Here is a 26,586-nt window from a genome sequence, read left to right on the forward strand (position 1 = left end):
ATTAAATTTATAAACAGCCATTGAAACCTAAAACATTCCAATGGCTGTTTAGCTTATTTAAAGTGTTTTCCGTCTAGTTGTTTATTAATAATCTCAAGAGCCCAACGAACGAGTTCATCGTGGTCTAATTCCTCTTCATCTGTCCAAATACATGGGGGTAATAGCTTCGCTTCCACTTCCTACATTATTTCTTCAGGTAAATACACATGAAAGAAATACCTTGCTATACGAAGTTCTACTTCCTCGGGAATCATTTTGTTGCCGCCAATCCGTTACGTTCTCTCATGGATACTGTACCGTCAATCAGTATGTTATAGGAATCATGGATAATTCTGTCTAGAATGGCGTCTGCCAGCGTACCTTCGCCAATTTTATCATGCCATCCTCTAGGATCGAATTGAGAACAAAATATGGTGGAACCGTGCTGATGGCGTGCTTCTACGATTTCAAGAAGATCTCTTGCTTCCGTCTCTTTTAACGGAGTTAATAGCCACTCATCTAAGATGAGTAAGTTGACATTCTTATACTTTTTCATTACCTTTCTGTATGTTCCTTCTCCTCTAGCGATTGCCAATTCATCCAGGAGGTCAGGTAATCGAATATATTTCACTTTATAGAATTGACGACACGCAGCTATGCCAAATGCACAGGCTAAGTATGTCTTACCATTTCCTGAAGCACCCATTAATATAATGTTGTGATGCTCTTCAATATAATTACCAGTTGCTAACCGCAAAATTTGCGCCTTATCTAGCTTTCTATCCGGATGATATTCAATATCTTCGATACATGCCTGTGTGTCCCGTAATTCTGCTTGTTTGATTAGGCGATCAAGTTTATTGTTTTGCCTTCTGGACCATTCAATATCAACCAGTAATCCAAATCGATCTTCAAAAGATAGTTCTTGATATTCCGGATTTCTCAATTGCTCTCTAAATGTTTCTGCCATCGCAGACATTCTCATTTCATTTAATTTCGTTAAGGTGTTATCAGTTGTCATTATTTATTCCCTCCGTAGTAAGCAGCGCCACGAGTAAAACCGTAAGCGTTATCATTTTTTGTGTATTCATTTGTTTGCTTGTTTCCTCTAATGGCAATTTATCATGCCCTGTTTTTAGGATGGTTTGTATGCTTTTTAGTTTTGGTCGTGGTGTATAAGACAATACTCTTTCACACGCCTTCTCTATGTGTTCGATAGAGTATTTATCTGCCAGTTTCATTAATGCATAGGTGGATTTCAATCCCTGCTTTTCCGTAGGATAAGATTCTAGGATTCTTTCAATGGTTAATAAGGTGGAAGGGCCAGTTGTGGCACCCCACTCTAATATAAAATCCTTATCGAATGACGCATACTTTCTATGATCCCTAGGCATATGATTAGGAATCGTACTGAAATCCCCACCTGACTTATTTGACCTTTTGTGTGAAGCAATCCGGATATTCTTATAAATTACTTCAATTATATTTCTCGTTACTCGAACGTCTACCGTACATTTGATATAATCATAGGGAACAGAATAATAGTTATTATCAATTTTCACATGATAGTCAGGCTGGACAACGGTCTTTGCCCAGCTCGCAATCTCGTATTGTGAATGAGGCAGGGGAATCAATGCGAATTTTTCTTCTTCTAAGAACGCTTCCTGCCTATTCCCTTTTTTCTTTTGGAAAGGTTTTGTATTCACCACATCTAATTTCTCTTTAATTGCTTTGTTTAGCTCAGTCAAAGAAAAGAACTTTTCATTGCGAAGGGAAGCAATAATCCAAGTTGATATATGACCAACATTACCTTCTACACTTGCTTTATCCTTGGGATGACGTACACGTGCTGGGATAATAGTAGTCTGGTAATACTCAGCCATTTCCTGATAGCTTTGATTAATAATTGGATCAGTACGAGAAGACTTTGTCACTCCAGTCTTTAAGTTATCGGGAACAATAATTCTTGTAACTCCCCCACAAAATTCAAAAGCATGGATATGAGCCGTAATCCAACTCTCTATATCCATAGATAAGAACCCTTCCACATAAGCATATTGACTACATGGCAATATAGAAACAAAGATATAAACAGGAATCTCTTCTCCTGTTAGATTGTTCGTGAGATGCATGGTTTTACCTGCCCAGTCCACTTCCATTTGTTCCCCAGGTTTTCTTTTAATGCGCATTGTTGCCTTGGTTTTCCTTGCATAATCGTTGTAAAACCTACAGAACTGGCGATAACTATAAGGAATTTCATCGCTTGCCCTGCACTGTAAAGAGTACTCGTCCCATAAAAGGGAGAGTGTAACCCCAGATTTTGCCAATTCCTTGTGAACATACTCGCCATCAGGCTTTCGACGATGGTCCGAAGGAACCTTTTTCTCAGGAAATAAAATCATTTGTAGATCTAGATCAGTCATGTCCTTTTCAAGTGGCCACTGAATATTCTTCTCTTCTGCTCTTCGGATCACTTCTCTAATCGTGTTCCTTGAATGACCACAGCTTGAAGCTATCCCCCTTTGTGTGACTTCCTGTGCATGAAGCCTTAAAATTTCTCGATACTTAACCACAAAAAAACCTCCTATACAATAAATTTGCACATATGTGCTCCTTCATTATATAGGAGGGTGGGTCAGTGATGTCTTGGTTGGGTCAAATTCATGTCCGAGGTGGGTCAAAAAGATGGCATCACTGGGTCAATTTGATGGCTGTAAACATTAAAGAATTTACTATAAGTATAACAGAACCCACCACGCATTTTCATATGCGATCTACGGTGGGTTATTTTGTTAAATGATTTAGAAAACCTTATTCAACATAGAATAAGGCTCTCTACACTCTTTCAACGACTAGATTTTCAACACCTTGATAATGGAAGGTAAAATAATCCTTACGTTCCCTCAACTCATGTAAATTCAAGTCAAATTGAAATGGGAAAAACAAGGGATGACTTGTAATTGTATTTACATACAATGATTCACTATCCAAGACAAACAAGACGGTTTCAAATAACAAGATTTGCAATAACGGAGTTGAAATGGAAACCTTATCGTTTTGTATATATGATCTATTCTCGCTTGGCAGAATAATCTCCCAAGCTTTCAAACTGGATATAACAGCACTAGTAGCAACTTCTACTCTTCTTCGGTTGCCATAAGAATCTTTCATTCGTTTACCAATGGACATGCTAGATACTGTATCCTGTAATTGAAATAAACGACCAAATTCATTTACTACTTCTTTAAAAAATGGATAAGCAATAATCGTCATGCACCAATTGGCAAATAATCGTTCCCCTATGCTAAAGTCATTAAAATCGATTAACACTTCATCTCTGATAGTTGTAATATGATGAGGAACGTTATACCAAATTTTCATTAGCATCGTAATCACATTCTTACGTGACTTTGCACCTGTAATATCTTCGCGTAGATAACCATCAAGGACGGCATACATATCTTTCTTTGAAAGCTTTCTGGATTGCTTTGCAGTGTAATCTAAATGATGTAGTAAAACTTTTTGATCAAATCCTACTGGTTTGGTCAATTCAACCCACTTCCCTTAATTGGTTCAACTTTAACAAATGGAACAATTACCTCTTCGATACTAATTCCACCATGTGTAACAATTTCCTGCCCCTTAGGTACGAAAGCTTGTCCGTATTTTGCTAAGAGTACATGATAATCTTCAGGTAATCCGATATTGGGCCATTTTATTGCTGGTAATTGATTTGCTGAATCATCGTAAATCGTACGGTCGTTGTAGATTCGGACCCGTTCTCCTTTTTGATCAACTAACACTCCTTCAGATATCCGTCCAATACCTGTTGCATTGGTATTGCCATGATCTGATGTAATGTAGATCGTAAATCCAGCTTGGTGTAAATCAGACAGTAAATTTTCAAGATAATTTGATTCTAACCACAATTGTAATTGTGATAGGACGCTTTTTTCACCAAGTACGGCATGATGAGTAAATTGATCAATCACATCTACAACAGCTCCGTACACTTTCGTAGCTTTTCTTGATAAACCTTTTATCTTGGTCCGATCGTAAGCTTCCGCTCCTAACCCTTTTTGATAGGTGACATATTGTTTTAAAACACCATTTTCTTCCCAAAACGCCTTCCAGCCCTTTTCCTCAGAAGATGTTGTTGTAATATATTTACCGAATGTTAATGGCGTATTTCCGGTAAAAATCGCTTGCCGAGACACAGATGTTAAGGTTGGAACCCAGGCAAACACACCATCTTCATCAAAGGAAAAATCTTTCCCTTTTAAATACTTCCTTACAATCATCCATTCAAAATAACTCATTCCATCTAATACTAATAACGCCACTTTTTCATTAACATTTTTATCATTATTTATTACATGGGCAATATGATGAACCAGTTTCGGCTTCGGATACGGTGGTAAGCTGGTTAAAGAATGATAATGCTTCATCATCCAATCCTCAAAAAATTGATTAACTTTATTGATCAATTCATCCTGCGTTTTTCCAATACTTATCGACGAATGCTTGAATTCAGCTAGATATTCCATGATATTTATCCAGTCTTTATACCTTTTAGCATTGGCGAGTTTGCTAATTATTTCTCCATAAAGATAATCCAGTTTCCCTTCTACATCTTCTCCTGATTCTTTCGCTTCAATACCTGGTCTCATCCAATCTGGAAAATTGGAAGCATCTATCCCTTTTACTTTCTGCAACGTTCCATCCAAAAATAAATCATTTATCATGCGACGTACATCACCATCAGCTAACGGGCTGCTGTATTCAATGGCAAAAGAATCATTAATTTGGCCTTTCTTGAAACTAGAAACCTTCATAACTAGACTCTTCCACTTTTCTTCTAGATATTGATAGAAAAATGAAGACGTTCCTATCATATTCTTTAATGGTATATTTTTAAAAGCATGAACTTGATTCCACTTGTTATATAAAAATTGCCTGACCACTTCAGGAATATCTTTCTTTTGATAATGGATAGAAAGCAGTATTTTATATAATCCTATTTCTCCATCAATGATTTCATAAGGAATTTTATAAAAGCTTTTGATAATAAAAGCCAATGTATCTTGTTCCGATGAGGTTCCTTGATAGGCATGATGAAGTCGATACAACTCATCGAAGTCCTCTCGATTCATATTCCGAATAATATTTGCAGAGAACATAGGAAATATCGTTTGAATATCGATTTTTATTTTCAATGCTTTTTTGTCAAATTCATAAGGGAAGAAAATGTCTTTATTGGCAAAGACGATAAGTTTTACGTTCTTTTCATTGCCACGAATTTTTTGTTCATAGATATAACGAAAGGTCATGCTGTCTTCATATCTTAGAACATGATAACCACTTTCAACTAGATCATTTATGATAACTTCTTCGTTTAGTAAAAGGTCAAAATCGTAAACAAAAAGAAAAGAATTGCTTTGATTCTTAAATTTTCTTAATATGATATCCCGCCAATTCGACATCTCTTAATCCCTCCTATAAACCTAAACGAATACAAGCATTATTATAATACATTAACAATTTATCATCTTCTTGAATCACTTTCTCTGGAATACGTTCACCAATTTTAACGATACTCTCGAAATCTTTATCACTGTAGGCTTTTTTAAATCCTGCACGTATCGCTTCTGTTCGAAAGGTTTTTAGTTTCTTTTTGTTCCCTTCCAATTCCTGTAAATAGCCATCATATTCTCGTAATAATGCTTTCTCACGGAGTTTCTCCAAGTCCGCTTGTTTATTTGGATCTGGTACATACCAACGATGCATTGCTTTTTCAACCACGGTTGTGTCAGTTGGTTCCAGACCACGTAAATCTTTGTATGTTCTTCTTAGATAGGTAAGAATTTGATTTGAAACGGGACCATCTCCGTCATATCTTAAGAAGTTTTGATTTAGTAAATCATCTAGTTCAGGAAGCATTTCGTGTTTTGCTATGTGTTGTAATTCTTTCATAAAACTTGGATGGATGTCTTGTCTGGTTTGGGGCTTTTTCATTAATTGTTGACGAAGCCATTCGATTGCACTGTTTTCATCAGAAACAAATAAGCTTAATTGAGAGAATTCCTTAACCAACGTCCGTTTCTTGTCATATTCAGCTACCTGACTTTCTAAAAACACCATTCCGTCACGCATTGGAAAACGTTGTGCTGCCTCGGCTTGGAACTCAGCAGATGATAATGGTACTGGTAATCCATTTTGAACATGATAGGCGACCATACGATCAAACAGGATACGAGGTGTCCTTTCCTGGATGACTACTGCCTCACCTTTACTTCCTGAAAATTTCGGCAATTGCTCTAGATGTTGCGTAACAAAGGACCAAGCAGACTCTTCTGTATTTTGTTGCTGTTTGATTTTTTCTATATTCTCTTGTTTTGGTTTATAAGCAGATATAACTAAATCTTGTTTAACTGCGGTTGTAGTAGTAACTGCTTTAAAGCTACCTTGTTTCTTATCAAGCGCAGAAACATTGGCGATAATAAATCCCGCTTTTTGAATAGACTCTTGAATAGCATTCCAAATTGAAGCCTTAGAATTACTAAACTCTACAGTTATCCAGTGACCCGGTTTTAATATACGATAATAATTATTAAAACTTTTCTCCATCAGACTTTGATATTCGTATATCTTTTTCCCTTGAACGGAATTTATAATTGCTTCGGATTGATTATTTGTTACAACTTTTATCCATGATTCCCAAATATAATTTAGTTCTGAGTAATTTATATTTGCCCCAAATGGAGGATCTGTAAAAATATAATCTATACTATTGTCATTTATTTTTACTGCATTAGCAGATTGAAGAGAAATGATATTATTGTGTTTGTGACCATTAAGTGCTTTATAAAAATCATTAATTTTTCCTTTTATAACATTAAAAACATTGCTCTCAGCATTTAATGAAGAAACATATAAAGTACCATTTAATACTCCATTTCCTCTATTGCCTAGGTTATAACGAACTAATCTTGAAGTGAGGGTAGATACAACTGACTGCAGTACCAATTTACCTATATTTCTAAATCCATCCATTTTTTGAATGTTATCATTAATTATTGATAAAATAAAAAGATTTCGTCTCGTATAAAAGTGTTGGATATTTTGAAATCCATGGCTTACAAGTGGCTGATTTGTATTTTTACCGATAGGAAGTTTAACTTTAGGATACCATGCAGGAATAGTAAGATTTTTTATGTGATTAATGACTTCCTTATCATTTTCATCTATCCTTTTAAAATATCGTTTTTTATTATATGTATAATGTATGCCCACAGGTATTTGCTCTGTTTGTTCGATTGTTTTATTTAAATCCGGGTCAAAAAAACTTATCTTCTTACGTTCTAAGACATTTTTAGATAATTCCGCCTCACAATGTGGGCAATTAAACTTATCTAGTACTTTATTCCCCTGTGAATTTAATGCAACATCATAGAAAACAAGTTCATCAGAGCAAGAAGGACAATAAAACACATCGCTCCATATAACGTAATTAATTATACCTTTAAATACTTTATCACCAATTCTATGGTTTGTCTCGTAGACCCAATGATAATCTTGTTCAATATTTGAAATTATTTTAAGAAATTCCTCTTTAAATGTATCCATATTTAATTTAGTGTTATAATTATGTGAAATAAAAGTAGCTGCAGATGATAAATCATTTAATATAGCATTTCTTTTACCTAGCTTTGAAACATAGTTTCCATTTTTGTCGAAAATATCTTTACCATTAAGAGTATACCCCATAGCAAGTATATCCTCTTCATTATCACACCTAGATGCTGCGACACCTGTCATACCAGTCCCACAAAAAGCATCTAGAATAATATCTCCTGGATCTGTATAGTGAAGTAAGTATCTCATTATAGCCTTATGGGGAACTTTTGTATGGTAACTATGTGCCAAATAAATTGGATCAGTTTTTCCTTCACTAACATCAGCAGCAAACGGTTCCCTATGATAATTCTCATATAAATCTCTATCATATTTTGTAACCTTCTCCTTCTCCCACTCCTCAATAAAATCATTCATCCAAGGATTAGGACAAGCCGTATAATAAGGAGGATCTGACAATGCAATAATATCCTCATCTTCCCCAATAGGAAAACCTTCAATTTTCTTCAGTTCCGGTAGTTTTTTTCTAAGTTCTTCACGAAAATATTCTCTTCGTTCTTCATCATTTTTAAAAGTCATACCTAAGCAGACAACAGGTTCGTTATCTGCTTGGGACTTTTTTTCATCAAATGACAATTGTGTTGATTCTTTATCCACAGTTCCTTCCTCCTCTTACTTCTTAACCGTTAAACGTACTCGACTCTCATCATTTTTCCCAACCATTGCTCTAAGTAGTTTCTCAAAATTATGTTTTGCTTCCTGTATCGTGATCGGATTGCCATCTCCAACAACTTTGACTAATTGCTCTACGTCAATTTTCTCCTGATGAATTCCTTTTAACACAATATTAATTACTTTTATTAATTCAACAGAGATTGGCAATTGAAATGCTTGATTTTCTATAAATGATTGAATGAGTTGTTTTTGATTTCCTTCTAATAGTTCTATACTTTCTTTTACAACCGGATCATTAAAGTTTGTTAACAATGTATCTGTCCATTTCGTAAGGATGGAATCTAGTTCTTCATCTAATTCTTCTATCGATACCTTTTCCCTATTCAATTCCTCTCTAGGATTGAAATGGCAGTTAGGACATTCTGGACGATGTTCTAATTTGTCGGCTGTTAAATGATAACAATCCTTTAATGACTGAATTTTTCCTTTCCAATCATCAAAGACATTACTTGTTCGAAACAATTCAATTCTGGTTGACAATAACTGAATAGCATCATGTCTATCATCCTCTAGTAAACCTGCTTTTTTCCTGTTTTCCGTTGCATTTAACCTATTTCGTTGATGTAATCCGAGATAATGATCGATATATTCTTTTTTCAAACGTTCTAAATCAGCAACTTCACGAGAACAATCTTCATCATTTTTCAATGCAATACTTAAATTATCAAGTGCAATATCGATATTGTTAATCCATTCCTTGCTCGGAGAAACAATGTATCTTGCTTTTGTTAAGTAATCCGCGACTTTCGTGTACTCAATTAATCGTTTCTGCAAACTTTCTAGTTTGTTGATGAGTTCTAAATGGCCTTTTTCCTGCTCAATTCGAGCTACATCATATTTCAAGTTCACCATTTTGGCTCTAGTATTATATACTTGAAGACCTTGTAAAAACTCATTTAAACTGTTTAGTTGGTCTGTATATTCTTCTATTTCTTCAGGTGTAAATAACGGGCCATCCCATTTTTGAAATTTCCCCCGTAAATTTGCTAACATCTCAACCGTCCGGCTTGTTTCTCTTTTTGCTCCGGAAATTATTTGCAAAATAACTCGATCGACAGACTCTGTATCTGAAAAGTCAACTTTGAACGTATCAAACATATCCGCTAAGCCCTGAATTTCTGGAATCGGCAGACCACTTGGCTTTTTGATGTGGCTAAAATAAGTAATATCTTCTACAGGTAATCGAACAAAGTCAGAGAAGTTCATTGCTTCATATGTTGTCCCATCGATTGTTACCACTATTTCGCCACTTTGAATGAGCGCGCCAAGGACAACGACAAGTAATTCCGGTTCCATATCAAATTTTCTGGTAAGACGCTGGTCTGGAGTACCTTGGACAGTATTAATTACTTCAATCAATTCATTCTGATTTAATACTTGTCCTCTTTCCTTCTGATTCAACAAATCAACAACCCAATTTGCATACGCAGATTTCCTTGTAGTAGGTTTGCCATTTTGATCAAGTAGAATGAGACCGTCAAGTATTGCTTCACCTTGTGCTTTTCTTTTACCATTTAAATAATCTAGGGCATCTTCTACATACGTATGCATATTCCCTTTCGTTAAAAAGGAACGGTCTATTTTTCTAAATACTGGATATTCACTATACTTTACTTCAAACCTTTGAGTTAACAAATCCTGAGAAACGGAATCAATTAAATCGACTAATGTATCTGGGTTCGATGGTAAGAAAATCCCATGGTCTAGTACACTAGCACTTTTCCCTTTATATACCACTTCGTAAGCATCTACAAAATGCTCCTTAATCCACTTAACTAGTTTTCTTTGGTATTCTGAAATCTTAGGGTGATATAGTTTCTTATTTGTTGTTGTATAATTGTACATTTCTGTTGCTCCGCCATATAAACGTAGCAATTTAATAAATTCATCATTCTTTTTCTTTAGCCTAAAGAATACTTCATCTTCTTTTTCTTCGTCTTTATACTTCGGCTCATCGAATGCTTGAAGCATGTAAATGTAAAAATCTCGTTCAGGTTGTGCAGTAGAGCGTTCGTTTGGTGCACCGAAGAATAAATAACCTTGACGTTTGACACGACGGTCCATCCAAGGAATCTCGTGTAACCAGATTTTATAGCCATGCACATATGTATTATCTGATACTTCTGTAGCATTTTTTAATACATCAAAGTAATAACTGTCTAACTTACTGTTATCTAACATTTCACCACGTTGACTAATCAATTCATCAACAGGTATAGCCTCATCAATATTGATATAATATTGACCATTCTCATCATTCAACGAGATAAATTGAAAACTTGCTGCATTACGCAAATCTCTCATCGCCGCATCAATCGTTGTTTTCAAGAATTCAGCTACGTCTTCATCAAAATCTAACAATGTTGGATAGCTAATAAAAAGCTTATCACGCATTGCTTCAGATGTCAGACCGATTGGCGTGTTAAGATCATCTGTTGTTAGGCGAAATATAGCCAAAGCATCGACCATCTTTTCAGCCATCGCTTTGTACTGACGCTTCACTCCACTTTGAATGGTTCCTTTTAGTGTATTCACCTTATCCATAATTACTTTTACGCGATCATTCGATCGTAGTGAAGAGTCCTCTATGATATAATTCCAGTAATTGTCAAAGGAAATAAAACCAGTAGCATCCTCTGGGACTTCTTTTGGGATTAATTTCTTTATTTCATCACTTATCGTTTTCAAAGCAACACGTTTTTCAGCGATATTTACCCTTTCAAACATTTCAAGATATGCTGGATGTATCGGGAACATATTCACATATGTTTCAATTTCTTCAGATAGACCATTATACATCTTTGTAAATTTGCTTAAGTGCTCCCTTATTAATGCTTTTTGTTCCTCATTTTTATTTAATAAACGTTTGGAGACAACAAACGCAATATCTTCACGAACAATCCGTGTTTCTTTAAATCGTTCTTTTACTCTTCTTAATGAATCTGCAACAAAACGGAAATGGGGATTATCAAATAGCATTTCCTGTACGCCAGAAATAAATCGAAAGCGGGAATTACTACAAACTTCCCCTACTTCTCTTAAAAAACCGAGATCCAATGTTAATTGCATTTCATTTCTACTACGTAAATAATCTAATAACTCATCAATAACTAAGAGTAATCCTTGATCTGGATATTCTTCATGGAATAGATCCATCATTTCGTATAACATATCTTTATTGTTCGTAACTTGATCAGCAGGTGGGAATGTATAATCAATCCCCATTCTTTCTAGTCCTTTCTCCAAGTGTTGGCAAATAATATCGCGTAAAGACATTGTAACGGCGCCAAACTCTGCACGAATCACTTTAAATTTACCTTCAATTTCTTTCGCTTTTTCAGCTACCTTTTCATAACGAAGATACTGGCTAGATTCAGGTAACTCTGCTATAGTAGAAACAACACTCATTAAGTGTGATTTACCTGATCCATAGTTTCCAACAATCAGCATTCCACGGTTATCAACCATACGTTCAAACTGGAGATTTTCAAAGATATCATCCATTAACTTATCTGCCATATGATCAGAAATAACATATGATTGCAATAGTGAAATTGCCTTTTCTTTATCATCAGCCTCTCTTAATTGAATAACCGATTCAATAGGCTCAAATGAAATTAAATCATTATAATAAAGCATCTCAATTTCCTCACTTTACTTTATATATACTTTTCCTTCAAAATTATCACTAACAAAATACTCGGGATGTCCATACTCTGCATAAATTAATTGGCCACCTACATATCTACCAGGCCATTCAACAATCAATTTGTATGCTTTACTTAGATTTTCTAGTAGACGAATTGGATTTATTTGTAATATAGGATCAAATAAAATATCAATATGTTGTAAGATGTAAATATTTTCTTTGCTCTTTAGAACTTTCTCCAAAAGCTCATCAATATACATTGGGTATTCCTGTTTCGTAATACTAATTAGGCTTTCACTTAGCACATGATTTACATTTATTTTTTCATAATCATCAAGCAAAGGAATTCTCGAGTGAAATTGCTCATTCCGATCAACTATAAAAATCAACTTATGATACCAGCTATCAATCTGGCTAATATCATTTTTCAAACTATGTATATTCATGTCAAAACATCCTTTTTGAATGCTAAAATGATATTTTCTAATTAATTATATATAATCCCAATTTCCTAGTGCAAATTTCCTTTATTTTGTATAAATAGCTATACTTATTCTAAGTATATCGTAATTTTAACATCCCTTAAACAAATAGAGTGTAGATTTTAATAAACTACACCCTAAGAATTATTATATATGAAAATAACCAACATTTTCATCGGGATTAATGTTCAATAACAACCTCCTATCCAACAACTGATTTCCCCATTCACAAGACGTTTCTGATACGTAAGAACAAGCATGGCATGCTGCACCATTTGCTGTTGAATGATACTTAAATTGTCCTTCCGAACAGTTCGGATCCGAAGAGCAATACATCATACGTTCCATTGCACGAATAAAAATTGGATATAATTTATCAGGATCGGCTTGTTCAATTAATCCACCAAGACTTCCCTCCGAATCCCCGGAAGCAGTATAGATTAATACTCCTTGCATCACATCGCTACAATAGATTCTTTCCTTTAAGGCAGTTGTGGAATAACCAGAGTATGCAGCTAATTCTTTTATTAAGGCATGACTAAATGTATGAAGAAGCAAATGCCTACTCTTAATTGGTAAAGTAGCATAGCCTAGTTGGTCTCTTTGCCGGTTAAATCGTATAATCGTATCTTCTGTATATTTAGAATGGTTTGTAGTTCTCTCCCAGTCTTTTAGACTATTTTCATCAAACTGAAAGAAAATTTCTTTTCCATTATTTCGAATCCCTGGTAACCAATTTGTATTTTTATTCTTCATGATGGGAATCAAATCTTTTTTCTCACTTACTTCAAATCGATCCAAGTATTCAATTCGTGTAAATCCTTGTAAAACTTGAATTTCCGGAAGTGACTCGATTTTATGGATGGATGAGAAATAAGGTTTCATTCCCTCGTGGACATCTACCACGTTTGATTTATAACCCGTGTGATGTGAATCATCAATTTCTCCTTGAATCAATGTATTCCATTCTTGTTTACGAATCGATTCATACGTTATTTCTTCATCATATTCCCCATCGAGTATCTTTTTAATTTTTTCTATATCTGATTCATTGAAGTCCAACACTTCCATTATATTTGAAAGCTTTTCTTCTCCCTTTTCCCTTGCTTTCTGTAGTGACATCTTATTTTCATTCACTGCTTCAACAAGAGGGTCAACATTTTGTTCGGAAAGTGGAATTTGTAAGAAACTAGTTACAGCAGGTGAATAAATATTTGATGCTCCACGTAGATATGTTTCCATTGTTTCTGTACAAGCTTCGGTATTCCCTATCCACGGACGCTCTCCTGAACATGTTTTTATAATCGGTTGAAGTGCTCCTTTTTTCATAATCGGTCCTAATGATTGCTTTTCCTTACATTTAACACACTGCACACTTAAATCAGATAATGATCCACTATCTCCATGTCGTATGAATTTTAGAACAGGTTTATCACTCGTACATGCTTTATTTTTATGAACTCATTCCATATACGGAAAATCTTGTATATGTCCATGATTACATGCCACAATAAATCTACTAGGATATAATTCTACTTCTTCTCCCTCTTGTTTACAAAAATGACAATGTTTATTTTTAAAATCTGTCATCATATTACATTTCGGACATATTTTCCATTTCGGAAATTCTCTTGCTCTCACCTTTACTGAGCCCGGTCTCTCATTCAGTAATTTAATATGATTGATGTTATGACCGAGCGCTCTAATAATCCGTTCATCTTTTTCTTGAGGTGTATACCGTGTATCCCATAAATCAGCAGCCATGACCATTACACTTTGATCCATCATATCTACAATGGATCCTGGACCAAAATGATAAAGGAGCTGTGACGGACGTAAGGATCCCATATCTTTACTCATCTTCTAACCACATCTCTTCCACTTTTATCTCGCCTTCTACATTTCTTAAAGACATCATTGCAGGCCTAGATTCTTTTGTTTTGGGTTTCTCTTGAAATTGCTTAAGCAAATGATCTTTAGAATATTGATCTTTTCGATAACTAAGTTGTTCATTATACTTATTAGCCATATTCCCCCACCAAGAAATGAATTCGGTCAGTGTGTTTTCCGCTTCTTCGTATTCCCAATTGTTTGTTTTATTAATTCTCGAATGAAACCGATGTTTTAATTCCTCTACTTGTTGTGAATAATGAAACTTATTAGCACTTTTTTCTTTGCTGATATCAATAAGTGATTGTCTATGAAATCCTATAAATGCTCCTGTTAATCCTTTCTTCCGACTGCCCATTGAAAATGGCGTAACACTCATTGCTTCGACATTACGATAGATAGATTGATGATAGGCTCTAAATCTCTCAAAGTGTGATAGATCGCGTGAACGCATAGAGTTAAATATCGTTAATACTAATCCTGGAAACTCCCTACCTACACGACTGGTAGCTTGAATATACTCTGAAGTGGTTTTCGGTTGGCCATGCATGAGCATAATTCCTAATCGATTAATATCAACACCAACAGATATCATATTGGTTGCAAGTACTGCATCTAGAGCTCCTTTTTCTTTCATCGTTTTTTCCATTTTAGATAGTAATTCAGGTATTTCTTTAGCCTTTTTTCTACTCGTCATTTCTTCCACATATAATTCATGTGGAAATGCTTTGTCACTATCTAACATGTCTAACCTAGTAGGAATTTCATTTTTAAAAGTAGTCAACATTCCAGATAATTCTTTCACTGTATTAAAATACCCTAACATTGTCCAGTAAGGATCCATATACTCTGATTCACCTGAACGTGTAATCGTAGTCAAGGCTGCGTACGTTTGTATAGATTGGATTTTACCACTTACTCCTGGTGCACAAATACCAACATATAATCGTCCTGGCTGGTCAGTAGTATTGACAGAGTAGGAAACAAAGTTATCATCCGACTTCTGAACTGCTAAGGGAAATTGTGTTACATCTCTTCCATATAAAGCTCTGACTTGAGCCTCTGCACCACGAATCGTAGCTGTTGACGCAATAATCTTTGGACCTTTTCCATCTTGTTGACAAAGTAAATCAACAGCTACCTCATATAATCCTGTTAGTGATCCAAGAGGTCCTGATATCAAATGAAGTTCATCCTGAATAATCAATTCGGGTGGTTTTAAACGATTTATACTTTCCCATCCACGTTTTGATTCTTTGTCTTCATATCTAAAGCCATGTTCTGGGTGATAAAAGTTCTTTTGGCCAAAAAGTTCATACATATTATTTTTCCAAGGAAGTTGCGCTATTTTATCTACCGTACCAATGATTATGGTCGGTACTTGTTTGTATATTTCTTCATCAACTGTATAAACTGGGAGTCCTTGTTCCCCATGGAATTCACACAGAGGATGGTGACATCTGATTCTTTGCATTTTTTCCGTGATTTCATAATCATCTGTCGTTAATGTTGTTCCACACCATGGACAAGAGTTAAGCTGCATCGGATTTCCTTTTAATACTTCTTTTCCTTGTTTTAATTCTTCTAATTTCTCACTAGCTTCTTTTAGTCGATTGGGAGAGGAGTCACTTCCAATCCATAATCCAATACTAAAAGGAACTGTACCGTAAAGATGCGGCTTTTCAGCTTGTAACCGTCAAGTACTTACGCACTCTTGGTGAAAAGATACTCGTAGAATCAATGCAATATTTTTGTGTTTTTTAAATTTGATATAAAACCCTGTTTTTTAGTACGGAAAAACCGGCTCTACCGTACATTATTCGTTTAATCATTTTCAAACGGTTTACATGGCCTTCGGTAATCCCATTATTCCACTCTTCTTGAACGCTCAATTTGACTGCCTGCAGATCTTGTCTGAGTCCGTTTATAAAGGATTTGACATGAGATAAATCGGATTCGTTATAATGATTCATCCAGTATTCCAGAGATTCAATGCTTTTTTCTGAAAACAAGTTACGGAAAGAACCGACAAGTTCATCGATAACTTTTAATTCAGGGAATACTTCAAGTAGTTTGGGATGTAATTGACGAAGGCATTCTATATGATTATTCTTTTCAAAGTCCCAGATGATCTTAATGATTTTTTGGCGGAAGTAATACGATTTTGGTTCAAGATTTTTTGCATTCCTGCGTTCTTCCGCAATCATCGCATTTAAAGTAGAGAGTGATCCTGTATACCCTTTTGAACGACAAACTTTTTCAATTTGATGGTTCGTGTTCGACTGTTCTTTTAAAAGGAGCGAGTGAATAAGTGGACGGTATTTTTGATATGGACTTCCTCGTTTATTGCTTGGTTTTCCTTTTTGTCTCAGGTCTTTATAGACTGTTCCGCGTGAAATCTGGCATTTTTTCTGAATGGCTGTTACGGAATAGCCCTGTTCATACAAACGTTGAACTTGTTGAATTCGTTCCCATCTCTTTTCCTCGTTTTGAATTCTACGAGTTTCATCCTTTCGAGCTGGCACTATTGGCGTAGCTTTCTTAGAAGCCGACAGTTCCGGATTAGGGGGCTTCCATTTCAAAGGTACAATACTAGTAATCGTTTTCTTTATTGCTTCAAAAAGTTGATGAAGAATATGCCATCGATCACCTACTTGAGTTATAGATGAAGATGCCTCTGTAATGGCTTTCGCATAAGATTTAGAGCCATCTCGGGTAATTAGTGCAATATTCGAATGTGATTTCAACCACTCTGTCACGTCTTCCTGCTTGCGTGTTTTCAAAAGATCAATCGGCTTTTTTGTTATTAAATCAACAAAAATTGTTCCATAAGTCATCCTTTTTTTGAAAGCAAAATCATCAATACCGACGAAAGGGAGATGTTTCATTTTCGAATGAAACTGCCTCAACTCTGCGAAGCAATGTATCGTGACTAACAGGAATTTGAAGTGCCCTGCAGACTTTTTCCGCAGTAAGGCAATTAGTTGAAAAAGCTATTTTCTCAATCGCCTTTTCCAATCTATCAGTTTTTCTTTTATATGGCTGAAGCCACGACAGGCGCTCAGTAAAAATTGATTTTGGGCAATAAGGATTATCACAAAACCATTTATGAGTAAGGATTTGAAAATGAACATGGTGGTCCGAAATCGGTAAGTCATCAACATTCCGGCAGTATCGACTGTGGGCGCGAGTTGAGTAATTTTGACAAGAGGGGCAGATAGCTAAAGTTGAATCAATCTGAATAATAAAGAAGAGTTCACTTTCTGTTTGTTTTTCATAAATAATCTGTGCATTCTCATCCAAACAGGAAATCGGATCAACGATAGAAGTGCTCACTTTTATCAACTCCTTAGTATTTTACTAATCTATACCCAAAAACATAACTCTTCTAATCACCAAAAGTGCGTAAGAACCAGTCTAGTTTAGCAGTTACATTTGGTTAAAAAATTTAATCTCTTAATCACTATATTATAATGAGATGGATTAATGCTTTAATGAATTTTTCTATTGTTCAATTCAAAAATTAAAACTTTATTTATACCACTACCAGGCGCACTAAAAAAATCCACTTGATAAAAAAACGATCAAAATGGATTCTTAATTAGCAATTTCAAGCCTTTTCCTCGAAACAACATCTTATTTCTTCTTCCTTTTTGAAAAGAAAATATAGAATGTGAAAGTTACATATAAGAATAAGATGATAGTTGTAATTCTAGGAGAATTACCAACTTGAACTTGATGAATGATTTCTATTAGTGAATATAAAAGTATACTGATAACAATGAGTAAAATAAATATCGAACGCTTATTTCTTTTATCTTTCATGACATTTATCTCCCATATCACAAAATTGTCAATTGCGCTCGAAGCCAGAAATGCATCTTCCTTTATCTTGTAAGAGTATCGGGTACCCATGCTTCTTATAACCGATTACCATATGCCTCCCCTTCATCTCGGGTGGATCATATTCAGCAGCCACAATTATCGCGGGAGGTAAATTTGAGAGATCATCGATAGGAAAAGGTGATGTCAATACATGACTCGCGGCGCCTTTCCTATATTACTCGTGTCAGACAGCTGCCTAAGCATGAAATCAGCAAGATCCGCACGTGAGATCGTTAGAATGAAGGAACGCTGTTCAATAATCTCCCCACTTCTGTAATTGCCTGTCTGGTTGCCATTTGTCAATCTGGGGGGACGAACGATCGTCCAGTCGAGATTGCTGTTCTTTACAATCTGTTCCTTGACCTCATGGTCGGCAACTACATTACGGAGCAATTGAACAACGATGTATTTAATAAAGAAACCTAATCCCTTACGACCTTCCTTAACCCCTAGGAAGGACAAATAAATGAATCGGTTTACGTGTTGCTTCTTCATCGCTAACGTAATGTTGCCAACACCTTCAATCAGTGCCGGATCCCTTCGCAAAGGAGAAGAAGCGCCAAGCGCGCAAAATATCGCATTCTGCTCCTGTACAGCAAGTTCGACCGAGGCGTAGTCAGTCACATTTCCTTGAATGAACTTTAACTGTTCATGCTGAATCTGTAGCTTCGATGGATTACGCACAAATGCGGTCACATGATAGCCCTGCGCTAACGCCTGTTTGACCAGTTCATGTCCAGTAGCACCTGATGCGCCGAAAATTGTAATATTCATCATCTCACCCATACTTTCGTTTTGTTTATAGTACAAATCATATTGATCCTACTGGGGTTCGCCAACAAAACTTGGAAATCGTATGTTAAGAGCAAACATAAGCCACAAACATCTATGAGAAGCATATCATTTGCTTAATAAATAATGTTATAAGAGTATATTTCATATTTTGTTGTTGCAACAAATGTGGTTATACAAAGGGCTGACAGTGATTTACAAAAATAGTTACTCTGAATTATGCATATACTTACTTTACAGTGAGGAAATTTTCTAAAATGATTCTATCATTTTAGAAACTCTTTAAATTATCTTCATGTAGTGGTGAATTCTCTTCTTCACTCACAACACTAAATGGATTACCATCAGGATCAAAGAAATCAAACCCCTTCATGACAACGTAATCATGTATTTCAGTTGTTTTAACATCATTTCGTTTGAGGTGATTATATGCTGTTTGAATATCATCAACCACAAAATTATAATAGGCATTCTTTCTCTTCCCTTTAATTGTAAACTCAGTTGGTTGAGGCTTGTCAACTTTGATTAGAGCAAGTCCCTTAGTGTCTTTAGGAAAAATGTAATCTACACCATGATCTTCACCTTCTTCTCTCCACTCATCAACTTTTAAAACTCCTAAGTTCTTTTCGTACCATTTTTTCGAACGTTCCAAATTAGTTACTGGAATAAAAATACCGCCAATTTTAAACATAAATATCACCACTCCTTATTTTCAATTCATACATAAACGATTATAATAAGAGAAAAGTTACATTTTTTTATTATTTTTTGGCGGTGAGCAAATGGATTTACAAAAGTTAAACTTTGAAGAAATAACTTTAAAATTGTATCACTACTGCCAATCATTAACCTCCTCCAAATGGATTGCTGAAGATTTAACACAAGAAACTTTAATGAAATATATAATTATTTTAAAAAATGAGCCTCACAGACATATTAATATGACATTTCTTTATACAGTCGCCAGAAACCTTTTTATTGATCAAAAACGTAAAAACAAGGAAATTTCCATTGAACTTTATGATTATTATAATAGTTCGAAAGACTTTATTGAATGGGATAGCTTATTGGAAGTCCTATACAGTACTCTTCCATTTCGACAAGCAATGTTAATTACTTTGAAAGATGTCTTTCTGTATACTTCGAAAGAGATAGCAGAGATGCTAAGGGTTAGGGACCAGACGGTAAAAACAGCATTACACAGGGCAAGATTAAGATTAAAAGAGAACGACAGATCAAATGAAGAAACAATAATAAATGAATTTAATGATTCACGGCTAATAAAAGAACTTCTTTATTCCATTAAAAATGCCCAACCCTATAATATATTTTACTATTACCGATTATTGGAAACAGAAAATTATAAAGTATATTGCAATAAAACAATTACTAATCATGTCATTTTCTTATCTGATCCAGATGGTAACATTATACAAATACATCAAAACAATAAGTTGTAAAACTACAAATATAAGTACTGTTCTTTAACATAATCAGTAAACTTTTTACTCTGGCCAAAGAATATGTAGTTAATAACATCTTCTGGAGTAGGTATATAAGCAATTTCCTTTATGGTTTTGGTCTTTATGTCCTCAAACCCGCTTTTTGCTAACCTCGCATTTATTATGTTAAGGGTTTCTGTTCCATTAGAATTCGGTTCAATCCACCCTTTATAATAATCTCTAATGTCAGATATCCAATTGTATAGATAAAGTAACAATATTGTACCTTCGGGTTTTACTACCCTATTACCTTCTGGAAACCAACTTGTTGATCCTATCTTTGTATAAACGACATCAAAGTAATCTGTTGGAAAAGGAAACCCTAATCCATCTTTTGTATTTCCAACTACGTACCTTACATTGGGACTTTTATTTTTATTTGCGGTTTCAATAAAGCCTTCCGTCATATCGTATCCAACCACTTCTTCTGCATAATCAGACCAACTATTGGTATACTCTCCATGACCACAACCAACATCGAGTACTTTCCCGCTGCGGAGTATATTCCTTTACATCATGCTCAATTGCTACATTCCAAACCCCTGAACATATAACGGACATTTTTAATAAATTTCCAGGCCATCATACCTTTCCGTTTCAGTGCCCAGATTAAACAAGCCTGCTACCAAACCATGGTAACAGGCCGTCTTTCTCTTATAATTTTACTCGTTCACTATACATATCAATCAATCGCTGATTATGCCCATCAGCACCTTCAATATTTCCACTTAGGAAAATTGGTGGTTCAAAGCCATTTTCTGCCATATACTTTATGGATTCTGCAAAAATGGCATTTAAAATGGCTGAGCCAATAACAGTGGAACTAGGTGAAAAGTTCACCTTTACTTTGTCGTGTGACAATAGTGCATCTCCAACCGGAGCGTGATTATTGATTACCAGATCCACTGCATCGTACAAATATTCCCCGGATGTATGACGTGATGGTTGGCTAGATGAATATTCCTTTGAAGTAATTCCAATAACGAAGGCACCCTTTGCCTTGCCAATATGTGCCACATCGACAGGAACCGGATTTCTTCCCGAGGTCGAGATTACGATTAATACATCTTTCTCACGAATATCCTGTTGTTCCATAAATACCTTCGCATAATCGTTTTTTCTTTCCAATGCAGAAGAACGCAAAGCACCTTCATGAAGCATGAGCGGCTCATGCAAAATTGGATGGATGGGAACTAGGCCACCCGCACGATAATAGACTTCTTCAGTCAATATATGTGAATGCCCGCAACCGAATAAATGAACCACTCCACCATTTTGAATGACATCGGCTACTTTTTTGGCTGTGTTATTCATTGCCTCATATTCATTTTTTTCTACAGTAGCTAATAATTCATTGATTTTGTTAAAATATTGATTGATCATAATGTTCCCTTCACCTCGCTGATGATTTCGCGTACTTTGGATGGAATTGTCGCTTCCGTATCTTTATCAATCGTTGATCCAAAGATGTGTGGCATGAACAATTCGATGTCAATGTCTTTTACACCGGCAATAATATCCTTGATATTGCTTGCATCGATTCCTCCTGCAGGTTCTATTCCACGAATTCCTCTTTTAGCTGCTATTTTAGTCAAATGGATTAGCTCCTCCAAGTGCTGTGTACCCTTGATCGGCATCATTTTGATACTTTCTATTCCAAGTGCTACAGCTATTTCAATGAAATCCTCAACTCGGATAATTTTACCGGAATTAGCCATCTTTATTGTCCCAAGCTCGCCCGTTGGTTGAACAAGCGCATTGACTAACTGTTTTGGAATATTTTTCCCCTCCAAGTATCCTCTGGCATATGGGGAGGTTTCAAATGGCTGGTTGATATGACCCGGAATAGAAGCAACAGCGATACCCAATACTTTTTTCCAATTGGTTGTGTCTCCCCCACCGCCTAGGCCGATGCTCACCAGCTCGGTTACAGATTTTAATTCGGCAACTTTTTCTGCAGCCGCTTCTATCGATTCAAATTTGTCTGATACAATTCCCGGGACCACATAACCAGAACCAGCCTCCATTATTGCAGCAGCATTGTCACGGTCATTTGCTAAAAAGTTAAACAAAAACTTATCATAAAGTCTCTTTGTCAAAACCTTCACTCCTTACTTCTATCGCTTCTCTTTTATCATCTGGCACATATTCTCCAGAGCAATGTCAATTATATATTTTCCTTTTTCTTCGGTTGCAAGGCTGGCATCACCGAGGACAGCTGTTTTTGTGAATTCTTCCCAGGGCGTCGGCGTTGAGTCTGCATGCATCGGTATGTCCGGAATATCCGTAAGCGCCTTGTCCATGTCCACATGTTCCGGCGCCAAATAAAGCATGTAAGATGTTTCGATTTCACAGGCATGGAAGTATGTGTTGTGTGCTGAACCTTTTTCCCGGACTTCAGACGCGGCCTTGTTCATGCCAGGATAGAAGAAATAAAACACACGCATCTCGGGGCAAGATTCATACAATACACGTGCAGCTTCTTTCAATGCTGTTTGGTTCCCTAAATGCCCATTGACCATCGCAAATGTCCTGAACCCTTGTTTATAAAGGCTCTCACCAATATCAACAAGAAAAGCGATAAGAGAGTTGTTGCTTATATTAATACTCCCTGGGAAATTGCGTAGGCTCCATACTTGGCCATAAGGCAATGTCGGCAGTACCAAACCATTTACACGCTCCGCCAATTTTGCCGCCAACCGCTCGGCAAGCAAATTATCCGTTCCAAGTGGCAGATGGGGGCCATGTGCTTCCACAGCCCCAATTGGCAAAATGGCTACGTTGGATTGATTGATTTTTTCTTTTATATCAAAGGAATTCTCGTATTGGAAGTTCATTTCTCCTACACCACCATATTTCGTCAGAGTTTCATTCTTTATAAATGAAGTCACGCCAACCTAATTCCTGTAACACCAAAGACCTTATTTTTTAAACGCAAAGCTGCGTGCAGGGTTTTTGACGAAAAATTTATCAATTAACATCTCGCCGTCAAAGCCATTTTTATTTGCTTCGTCTATAAACCTCGGTACCCAGTTACCGATTATATTTTTTAATCCTAATCCATGATCGTAATGTTTGTAGTAGGATTTTCTAGCTGTATCTCCACTGACCAATATTTGGTCTTCATACCCTTTTTCTACTAAATTCAATATGCACTTGATGCGGGTACTTTCAGGGGCATATTTGATTTTTGAAATGCCATCAAAGGAAAGCAGTGCGCCTGTTTGTGCCATTTTTTCATGGTAATATGGATCTGGATTACGGTCCATGTGACCAAAACTGATATATTCTAAATTAACACCTTCACTTTTTAGTAACTCGACCTGCTCAAGTCCCATCGTCCCTGCTTCTGTATGGGAATGCAACGGAGCCTTGGTCTCATGATGTGCTCGCGCTACTGCACGCAATGTCTTTTCTTCCAAAGGGGTTATCCTGTTGTAACCTGTCCCAAACTTCACTTGGCCACCACGAATATTCGTACCTTCTAGTCCCTCTTCAATTTCGCGGATGACAAAATCAGCAAGCTCATTGATAGATTTGGCATCAATCCATTCATAATACCTGTTATAATCACCGACTACCTTTTTCACATGCTCAGGTATTTGGGCATCCCATAGAAAGCTCTTATTGAATCCTGCTGTGCCCACGATGGTTATCCCTGTTTCCTCGGCAATTTCTTTTACCGCTTGTACATCACGGCCATAATCGACTGCAGTTGCGTCGACAATTGCTTGACCCCCTAAATTTTTGAAATCCAGTACATCTTGCTTGGACTTTTCTTTATCATCTAAGAGCAGATCATCCGCTTCATGTTCTACCCAATATGGCGGGCGGCAGACAATATGTTCATGTGAATAGGTAAAGCCTAATTTCTTTGGATCTATATCACCATGCATTGTTCTAATAAAACTCATGTTCATCACTCCTGAATTGAACTTTTTTAATTGAAAGGGGAAAAGGGAGAATGGGCATCTCCCTATTCACTTTTATATTAGAAAAGTAGTTGTGCCAACCAACGGACGATTGGGCCTAAAACAAACATGTCTGAATCCGCTGCCCACATTGCCGTATCCGGAATGGTATCTGGCAATAGCATTTTCACCGTGATGAATTGCCCCCAAGCTACGACAGTAGAAGTAATGAAACCAGCTATGATGGCACCTCTGGCACCCCCAGTGGCATTACCAAATACACCTGCAGTCGCGGAGTGGAAGAACAATACAATCATTGTCGGAACAAATACGTAACCAACTGTATTTCCCAAAATAACCAACCAAATCAAGGCTCCGATGAATGATCCTAAAAAGCCTAGGATGACCGCGTTCGGTGCGAATGGGAATACAACCGGACTGTCTAACGCGGGTTTCGCACCAGGGACGATTTTAGTCGCTATACCTTTAAACGCTGGCACCATCTCGCCGATAAACATACGTACACCCAGTAATACAACTGCAATCCCTGCGGCAAAGGTGAACGACTGGATGATGGCGTACACGATAAAGTTCTGTTCTCCAGCGGCTTCGACCAACGCTTGCGATCCTGGTGTATCTTTAAAGGAAATGATGATCGCACCGATTAAAAACAGTAATCCCATTGTCAATGCCGTAATGACATTGGAATCTCTTAAAAATTCCAGACCTTTGGGCAGCTTGATTTTTTCAGAGTCATTTTCTTTATTACCAAGATACTTACCTGCAAGGGCACTTAGCAATGAAACAGAAGCGGATGTATGCCCTAATGCAATATTGTCATTGCCCATGATTTTACGCATGAAAGGCTGTGTCAATGCCGGTTGAATAGTCCAATATAATCCCATGAACACAGCCAGAAAGATGACGAGTTTCCCAAATGAAACATCACCGGCGGTCTGGATCACAATACCCGCAAAAATGGTCGTCGTCCAGAACATCATATGACCAGTTAAATAAATGAATTTAAGTCTAGTAAACCTGGCTAGTAAAACGTTAATGATAAATCCTAACGTCATTGCTAATGTGACAGCACTGCCATACTTCGCGTTAAACCCTTCTTGCCCCATGAAATTCCCGAGAGGCTCTTCCGAAAGGTTGAATACTTCCTTCCATAATGGCTCAAATACCGTAAGTGCATTAGTGATTACAGCTGCACCCGCACTAATGATTAGAAAACCAATGACAGCTTTAAAAGTTCCGCTGATTACTTGACTCGTACTTTTCTTTTGAAGCAGCAATCCTAAAAGGACGATGAATCCTAGCAAGATTGCTGCTTGTCCGAAAATATTCGTGGCAATCCAAAAAATGACATCCATTTCATATTCCTCCCAATACCTATTTAATCTGTGACATTTTCATCTATTGCCTTGTTTATCTCATCCATATCAAAATAGTTATTTACAATGAAGACCTTTGCACTATGGCCAACGAGACCTTCTGCAAGTTCGTTGCTGGTGATGATGTAATCCGCCTGCATACTTGAAGCTGTCGAGACATCTGTATGTTCGACATCTGCGCTAATCCCCTTATCTGCTAATGCCTGTTCCACATTCATTTTCAAAATCAAACTTGTTCCTTGTCCTAATCCGCATACAGTCAATACCTTAATCATGTTCATCGCTCCATTTCCAAAATGTTTTTTATATCTTCATAACTTGTAGCTGATCTCAATTTATCTACATTAACAGGGTCGTTTAATAAAGTTGTCAACTTTTGCAGTAAGATGAGGTGCTCATCACTTGATGATGCACCAAGACCGAATACAAGGTGTACCGGGTCATTTGCGGAATGCCCGAATACGACAGGCTTCTTTAGCTGTACAAGAGACACGGATGCTTCCTTCACCCCATCTTCGGGTCGCGCATGTGGTATCGCTATGCTGGGTGCCAATACGAAATAAGGGCCATTTTCCTTATATGAATTCCTCATCGCTTCAGTATATGATTTCTCTACAAGTCCCTCATCCACTAAGAGATTTCCGGCTGCTTCAATAGCACCTTCTGCATCGGCCACTTCCAGACCAATCTTTACGATGCTTTCTTCCAAAAACTTCATCAACTTCACTC

At 36.5% G+C, this 26,586-nt stretch carries 22 protein-coding genes and 1 pseudogene; 1 reads left to right on the plus strand and 22 read right to left on the minus strand.

What is annotated here, in order from left to right; genetic code table 11:
• Nucleotides 1-250: 250 nt before the first annotated feature.
• The 14 genes and pseudogenes from istB to IPU53_RS17790 form a co-directional block, all read right to left on the minus strand.
• Nucleotides 251-1,000 (minus strand): IS21-like element helper ATPase IstB, encoded by a 750-nt coding sequence (gene istB, locus IPU53_RS17730; protein WP_207452352.1) that lies wholly within the window; start codon nt 998-1,000, stop codon nt 251-253.
• Complete coding sequence (gene istA / locus IPU53_RS17735; protein ID WP_313886518.1) at nt 990-2,552, minus strand: IS21 family transposase; 1,563 nt, start codon at nt 2,550-2,552, stop codon at nt 990-992. The genes istB and istA overlap by 11 nt, the downstream gene beginning before the upstream one ends.
• Before the next feature lie 262 nt (nt 2,553-2,814).
• Nucleotides 2,815-3,528, minus strand: a complete 714-nt coding sequence (locus IPU53_RS17740) for a hypothetical protein (RefSeq protein WP_207452353.1) — start codon at nt 3,526-3,528, stop codon at nt 2,815-2,817.
• Entirely contained in the window at nt 3,525-5,462 is a 1,938-nt protein-coding gene (gene pglZ, locus IPU53_RS17745) for a BREX-3 system phosphatase PglZ (protein WP_207452354.1), read from the minus strand. The genes IPU53_RS17740 and pglZ overlap by 4 nt, the downstream gene beginning before the upstream one ends.
• Nucleotides 5,463-5,475: 13 nt before the next feature.
• Nucleotides 5,476-8,271 (minus strand): DNA methyltransferase, encoded by a 2,796-nt coding sequence (locus IPU53_RS17750; RefSeq protein ID WP_313886519.1) that lies wholly within the window; start codon nt 8,269-8,271, stop codon nt 5,476-5,478.
• A gap of 15 nt (nt 8,272-8,286) precedes the next feature.
• Nucleotides 8,287-11,988: a DUF6079 family protein gene (locus IPU53_RS17755; protein WP_207452355.1), complete on the minus strand. Its 3,702-nt coding sequence runs from the start codon at nt 11,986-11,988 to the stop codon at nt 8,287-8,289.
• 15 nt (nt 11,989-12,003) lie between these two features.
• Entirely contained in the window at nt 12,004-12,444 is a 441-nt protein-coding gene (brxF, locus tag IPU53_RS17760) for a BREX-3 system P-loop-containing protein BrxF (RefSeq protein WP_207452356.1), read from the minus strand.
• 183 nt (nt 12,445-12,627) lie between these two features.
• Nucleotides 12,628-13,929: pseudogene (gene drmB / locus IPU53_RS17765) on the minus strand (DrmB family protein); the annotation flags it as partial.
• Nucleotides 13,930-13,941: 12 nt separating this feature from the next.
• Nucleotides 13,942-14,340, minus strand: a complete 399-nt coding sequence (locus IPU53_RS25045; RefSeq protein WP_242698391.1) for a hypothetical protein — start codon at nt 14,338-14,340, stop codon at nt 13,942-13,944.
• Nucleotides 14,333-15,913 carry a helicase-related protein gene (locus IPU53_RS17770; protein ID WP_242698392.1) on the minus strand — a complete coding sequence of 527 codons (1,581 nt, stop codon included), beginning with the start codon at nt 15,911-15,913 and terminating at the stop codon, nt 14,333-14,335. Before IPU53_RS17770 ends, IPU53_RS25045 begins: the two co-directional genes overlap by 8 nt.
• Before the next feature lie 217 nt (nt 15,914-16,130).
• Nucleotides 16,131-17,258 carry an ISL3 family transposase gene (locus IPU53_RS17775; RefSeq protein WP_207452357.1) on the minus strand — a complete coding sequence of 376 codons (1,128 nt, stop codon included), beginning with the start codon at nt 17,256-17,258 and terminating at the stop codon, nt 16,131-16,133.
• On the minus strand, nt 17,230-17,706 hold the full coding sequence (locus IPU53_RS17780; RefSeq protein WP_207452358.1) for a transposase family protein: 477 nt from the start codon (nt 17,704-17,706) through the stop codon (nt 17,230-17,232). Before IPU53_RS17780 ends, IPU53_RS17775 begins: the two co-directional genes overlap by 29 nt.
• A gap of 693 nt (nt 17,707-18,399) precedes the next feature.
• Nucleotides 18,400-19,065, minus strand: coding sequence for an NAD(P)-dependent oxidoreductase (locus tag IPU53_RS17785; RefSeq protein ID WP_207452359.1), 666 nt, complete (start codon nt 19,063-19,065; stop codon nt 18,400-18,402).
• 253 nt (nt 19,066-19,318) lie between these two features.
• Nucleotides 19,319-19,738 carry a VOC family protein gene (locus IPU53_RS17790; RefSeq protein ID WP_207452360.1) on the minus strand — a complete coding sequence of 140 codons (420 nt, stop codon included), beginning with the start codon at nt 19,736-19,738 and terminating at the stop codon, nt 19,319-19,321.
• A gap of 91 nt (nt 19,739-19,829) precedes the next feature.
• Between IPU53_RS17790 and IPU53_RS17795 the strand changes: the two genes are divergently transcribed.
• Nucleotides 19,830-20,507, plus strand: coding sequence for an RNA polymerase sigma factor (locus IPU53_RS17795; protein ID WP_207452361.1), 678 nt, complete (start codon nt 19,830-19,832; stop codon nt 20,505-20,507).
• Between the two features lie 2 nt (nt 20,508-20,509).
• Here the strand turns inward: IPU53_RS17795 and IPU53_RS17800 are convergent, their stop codons facing one another.
• The 8 genes from IPU53_RS17800 to IPU53_RS17835 form a co-directional block, all read right to left on the minus strand.
• Nucleotides 20,510-21,052 carry a class I SAM-dependent methyltransferase gene (locus IPU53_RS17800; RefSeq protein ID WP_207452422.1) on the minus strand — a complete coding sequence of 181 codons (543 nt, stop codon included), beginning with the start codon at nt 21,050-21,052 and terminating at the stop codon, nt 20,510-20,512.
• A gap of 151 nt (nt 21,053-21,203) precedes the next feature.
• Complete coding sequence (locus IPU53_RS17805) at nt 21,204-21,932, minus strand: SIS domain-containing protein (protein ID WP_207452362.1); 729 nt, start codon at nt 21,930-21,932, stop codon at nt 21,204-21,206.
• Nucleotides 21,929-22,657: a KDGP aldolase gene (locus IPU53_RS17810; protein ID WP_207452363.1), complete on the minus strand. Its 729-nt coding sequence runs from the start codon at nt 22,655-22,657 to the stop codon at nt 21,929-21,931. The genes IPU53_RS17805 and IPU53_RS17810 overlap by 4 nt, the downstream gene beginning before the upstream one ends.
• Nucleotides 22,658-22,666: 9 nt before the next feature.
• Nucleotides 22,667-23,386: a creatininase family protein gene (locus IPU53_RS17815; protein WP_207452423.1), complete on the minus strand. Its 720-nt coding sequence runs from the start codon at nt 23,384-23,386 to the stop codon at nt 22,667-22,669.
• A gap of 84 nt (nt 23,387-23,470) precedes the next feature.
• Entirely contained in the window at nt 23,471-24,463 is a 993-nt protein-coding gene (locus tag IPU53_RS17820) for a phosphotriesterase family protein (RefSeq protein ID WP_207452364.1), read from the minus strand.
• A gap of 77 nt (nt 24,464-24,540) precedes the next feature.
• Nucleotides 24,541-25,836, minus strand: coding sequence for a PTS ascorbate transporter subunit IIC (locus IPU53_RS17825; protein WP_207452365.1), 1,296 nt, complete (start codon nt 25,834-25,836; stop codon nt 24,541-24,543).
• 23 nt (nt 25,837-25,859) lie between these two features.
• A complete protein-coding gene (locus IPU53_RS17830; protein ID WP_207452424.1) occupies nt 25,860-26,129 on the minus strand; it encodes a PTS sugar transporter subunit IIB in 270 nt (89 codons plus the stop codon).
• 5 nt (nt 26,130-26,134) lie between these two features.
• Nucleotides 26,135-26,575, minus strand: coding sequence for a PTS sugar transporter subunit IIA (locus IPU53_RS17835; RefSeq protein WP_207452425.1), 441 nt, complete (start codon nt 26,573-26,575; stop codon nt 26,135-26,137).
• Between the last annotated feature and the right edge of the window lie 11 nt (nt 26,576-26,586).

Origin of the sequence: Bacillus sp. SD088 (assembly GCF_017355205.1) — a bacterium.
Lineage (GTDB): Bacteria > Bacillota > Bacilli > Bacillales > Bacillaceae_C > Lederbergia.

Excerpts from the sequence above, each read along its gene's own strand:
- istB (WP_207452352.1), bottom strand. The coding sequence starts at position 1,000 with ATGACAACTGATAACACCTTAACGAAATTAAATGAAATGAGAATGTCT.
- pglZ (WP_207452354.1), bottom strand. The coding sequence starts at position 5,462 with ATGTCGAATTGGCGGGATATCATATTAAGAAAATTTAAGAATCAAAGC.
- IPU53_RS17755 (WP_207452355.1), bottom strand. The coding sequence starts at position 11,988 with ATGCTTTATTATAATGATTTAATTTCATTTGAGCCTATTGAATCGGTT.
- brxF (WP_207452356.1), bottom strand. The coding sequence starts at position 12,444 with ATGAATATACATAGTTTGAAAAATGATATTAGCCAGATTGATAGCTGG.
- IPU53_RS25045 (WP_242698391.1), bottom strand. The coding sequence starts at position 14,340 with ATGAGTAAAGATATGGGATCCTTACGTCCGTCACAGCTCCTTTATCAT.
- IPU53_RS17770 (WP_242698392.1), bottom strand. The coding sequence starts at position 15,913 with ATGCAGCTTAACTCTTGTCCATGGTGTGGAACAACATTAACGACAGAT.
- IPU53_RS17775 (WP_207452357.1), bottom strand. The coding sequence starts at position 17,258 with ATGAAACATCTCCCTTTCGTCGGTATTGATGATTTTGCTTTCAAAAAA.
- IPU53_RS17790 (WP_207452360.1), bottom strand. The coding sequence starts at position 19,738 with ATGTTTAAAATTGGCGGTATTTTTATTCCAGTAACTAATTTGGAACGT.
- IPU53_RS17795 (WP_207452361.1), top strand. The coding sequence starts at position 19,830 with ATGGATTTACAAAAGTTAAACTTTGAAGAAATAACTTTAAAATTGTAT.
- IPU53_RS17805 (WP_207452362.1), bottom strand. The coding sequence starts at position 21,932 with ATGATCAATCAATATTTTAACAAAATCAATGAATTATTAGCTACTGTA.
- IPU53_RS17815 (WP_207452423.1), bottom strand. The coding sequence starts at position 23,386 with ATGAACTTCCAATACGAGAATTCCTTTGATATAAAAGAAAAAATCAAT.
- IPU53_RS17820 (WP_207452364.1), bottom strand. The coding sequence starts at position 24,463 with ATGAGTTTTATTAGAACAATGCATGGTGATATAGATCCAAAGAAATTA.
- IPU53_RS17825 (WP_207452365.1), bottom strand. The coding sequence starts at position 25,836 with ATGGATGTCATTTTTTGGATTGCCACGAATATTTTCGGACAAGCAGCA.
- IPU53_RS17835 (WP_207452425.1), bottom strand. The coding sequence starts at position 26,575 with ATGAAGTTTTTGGAAGAAAGCATCGTAAAGATTGGTCTGGAAGTGGCC.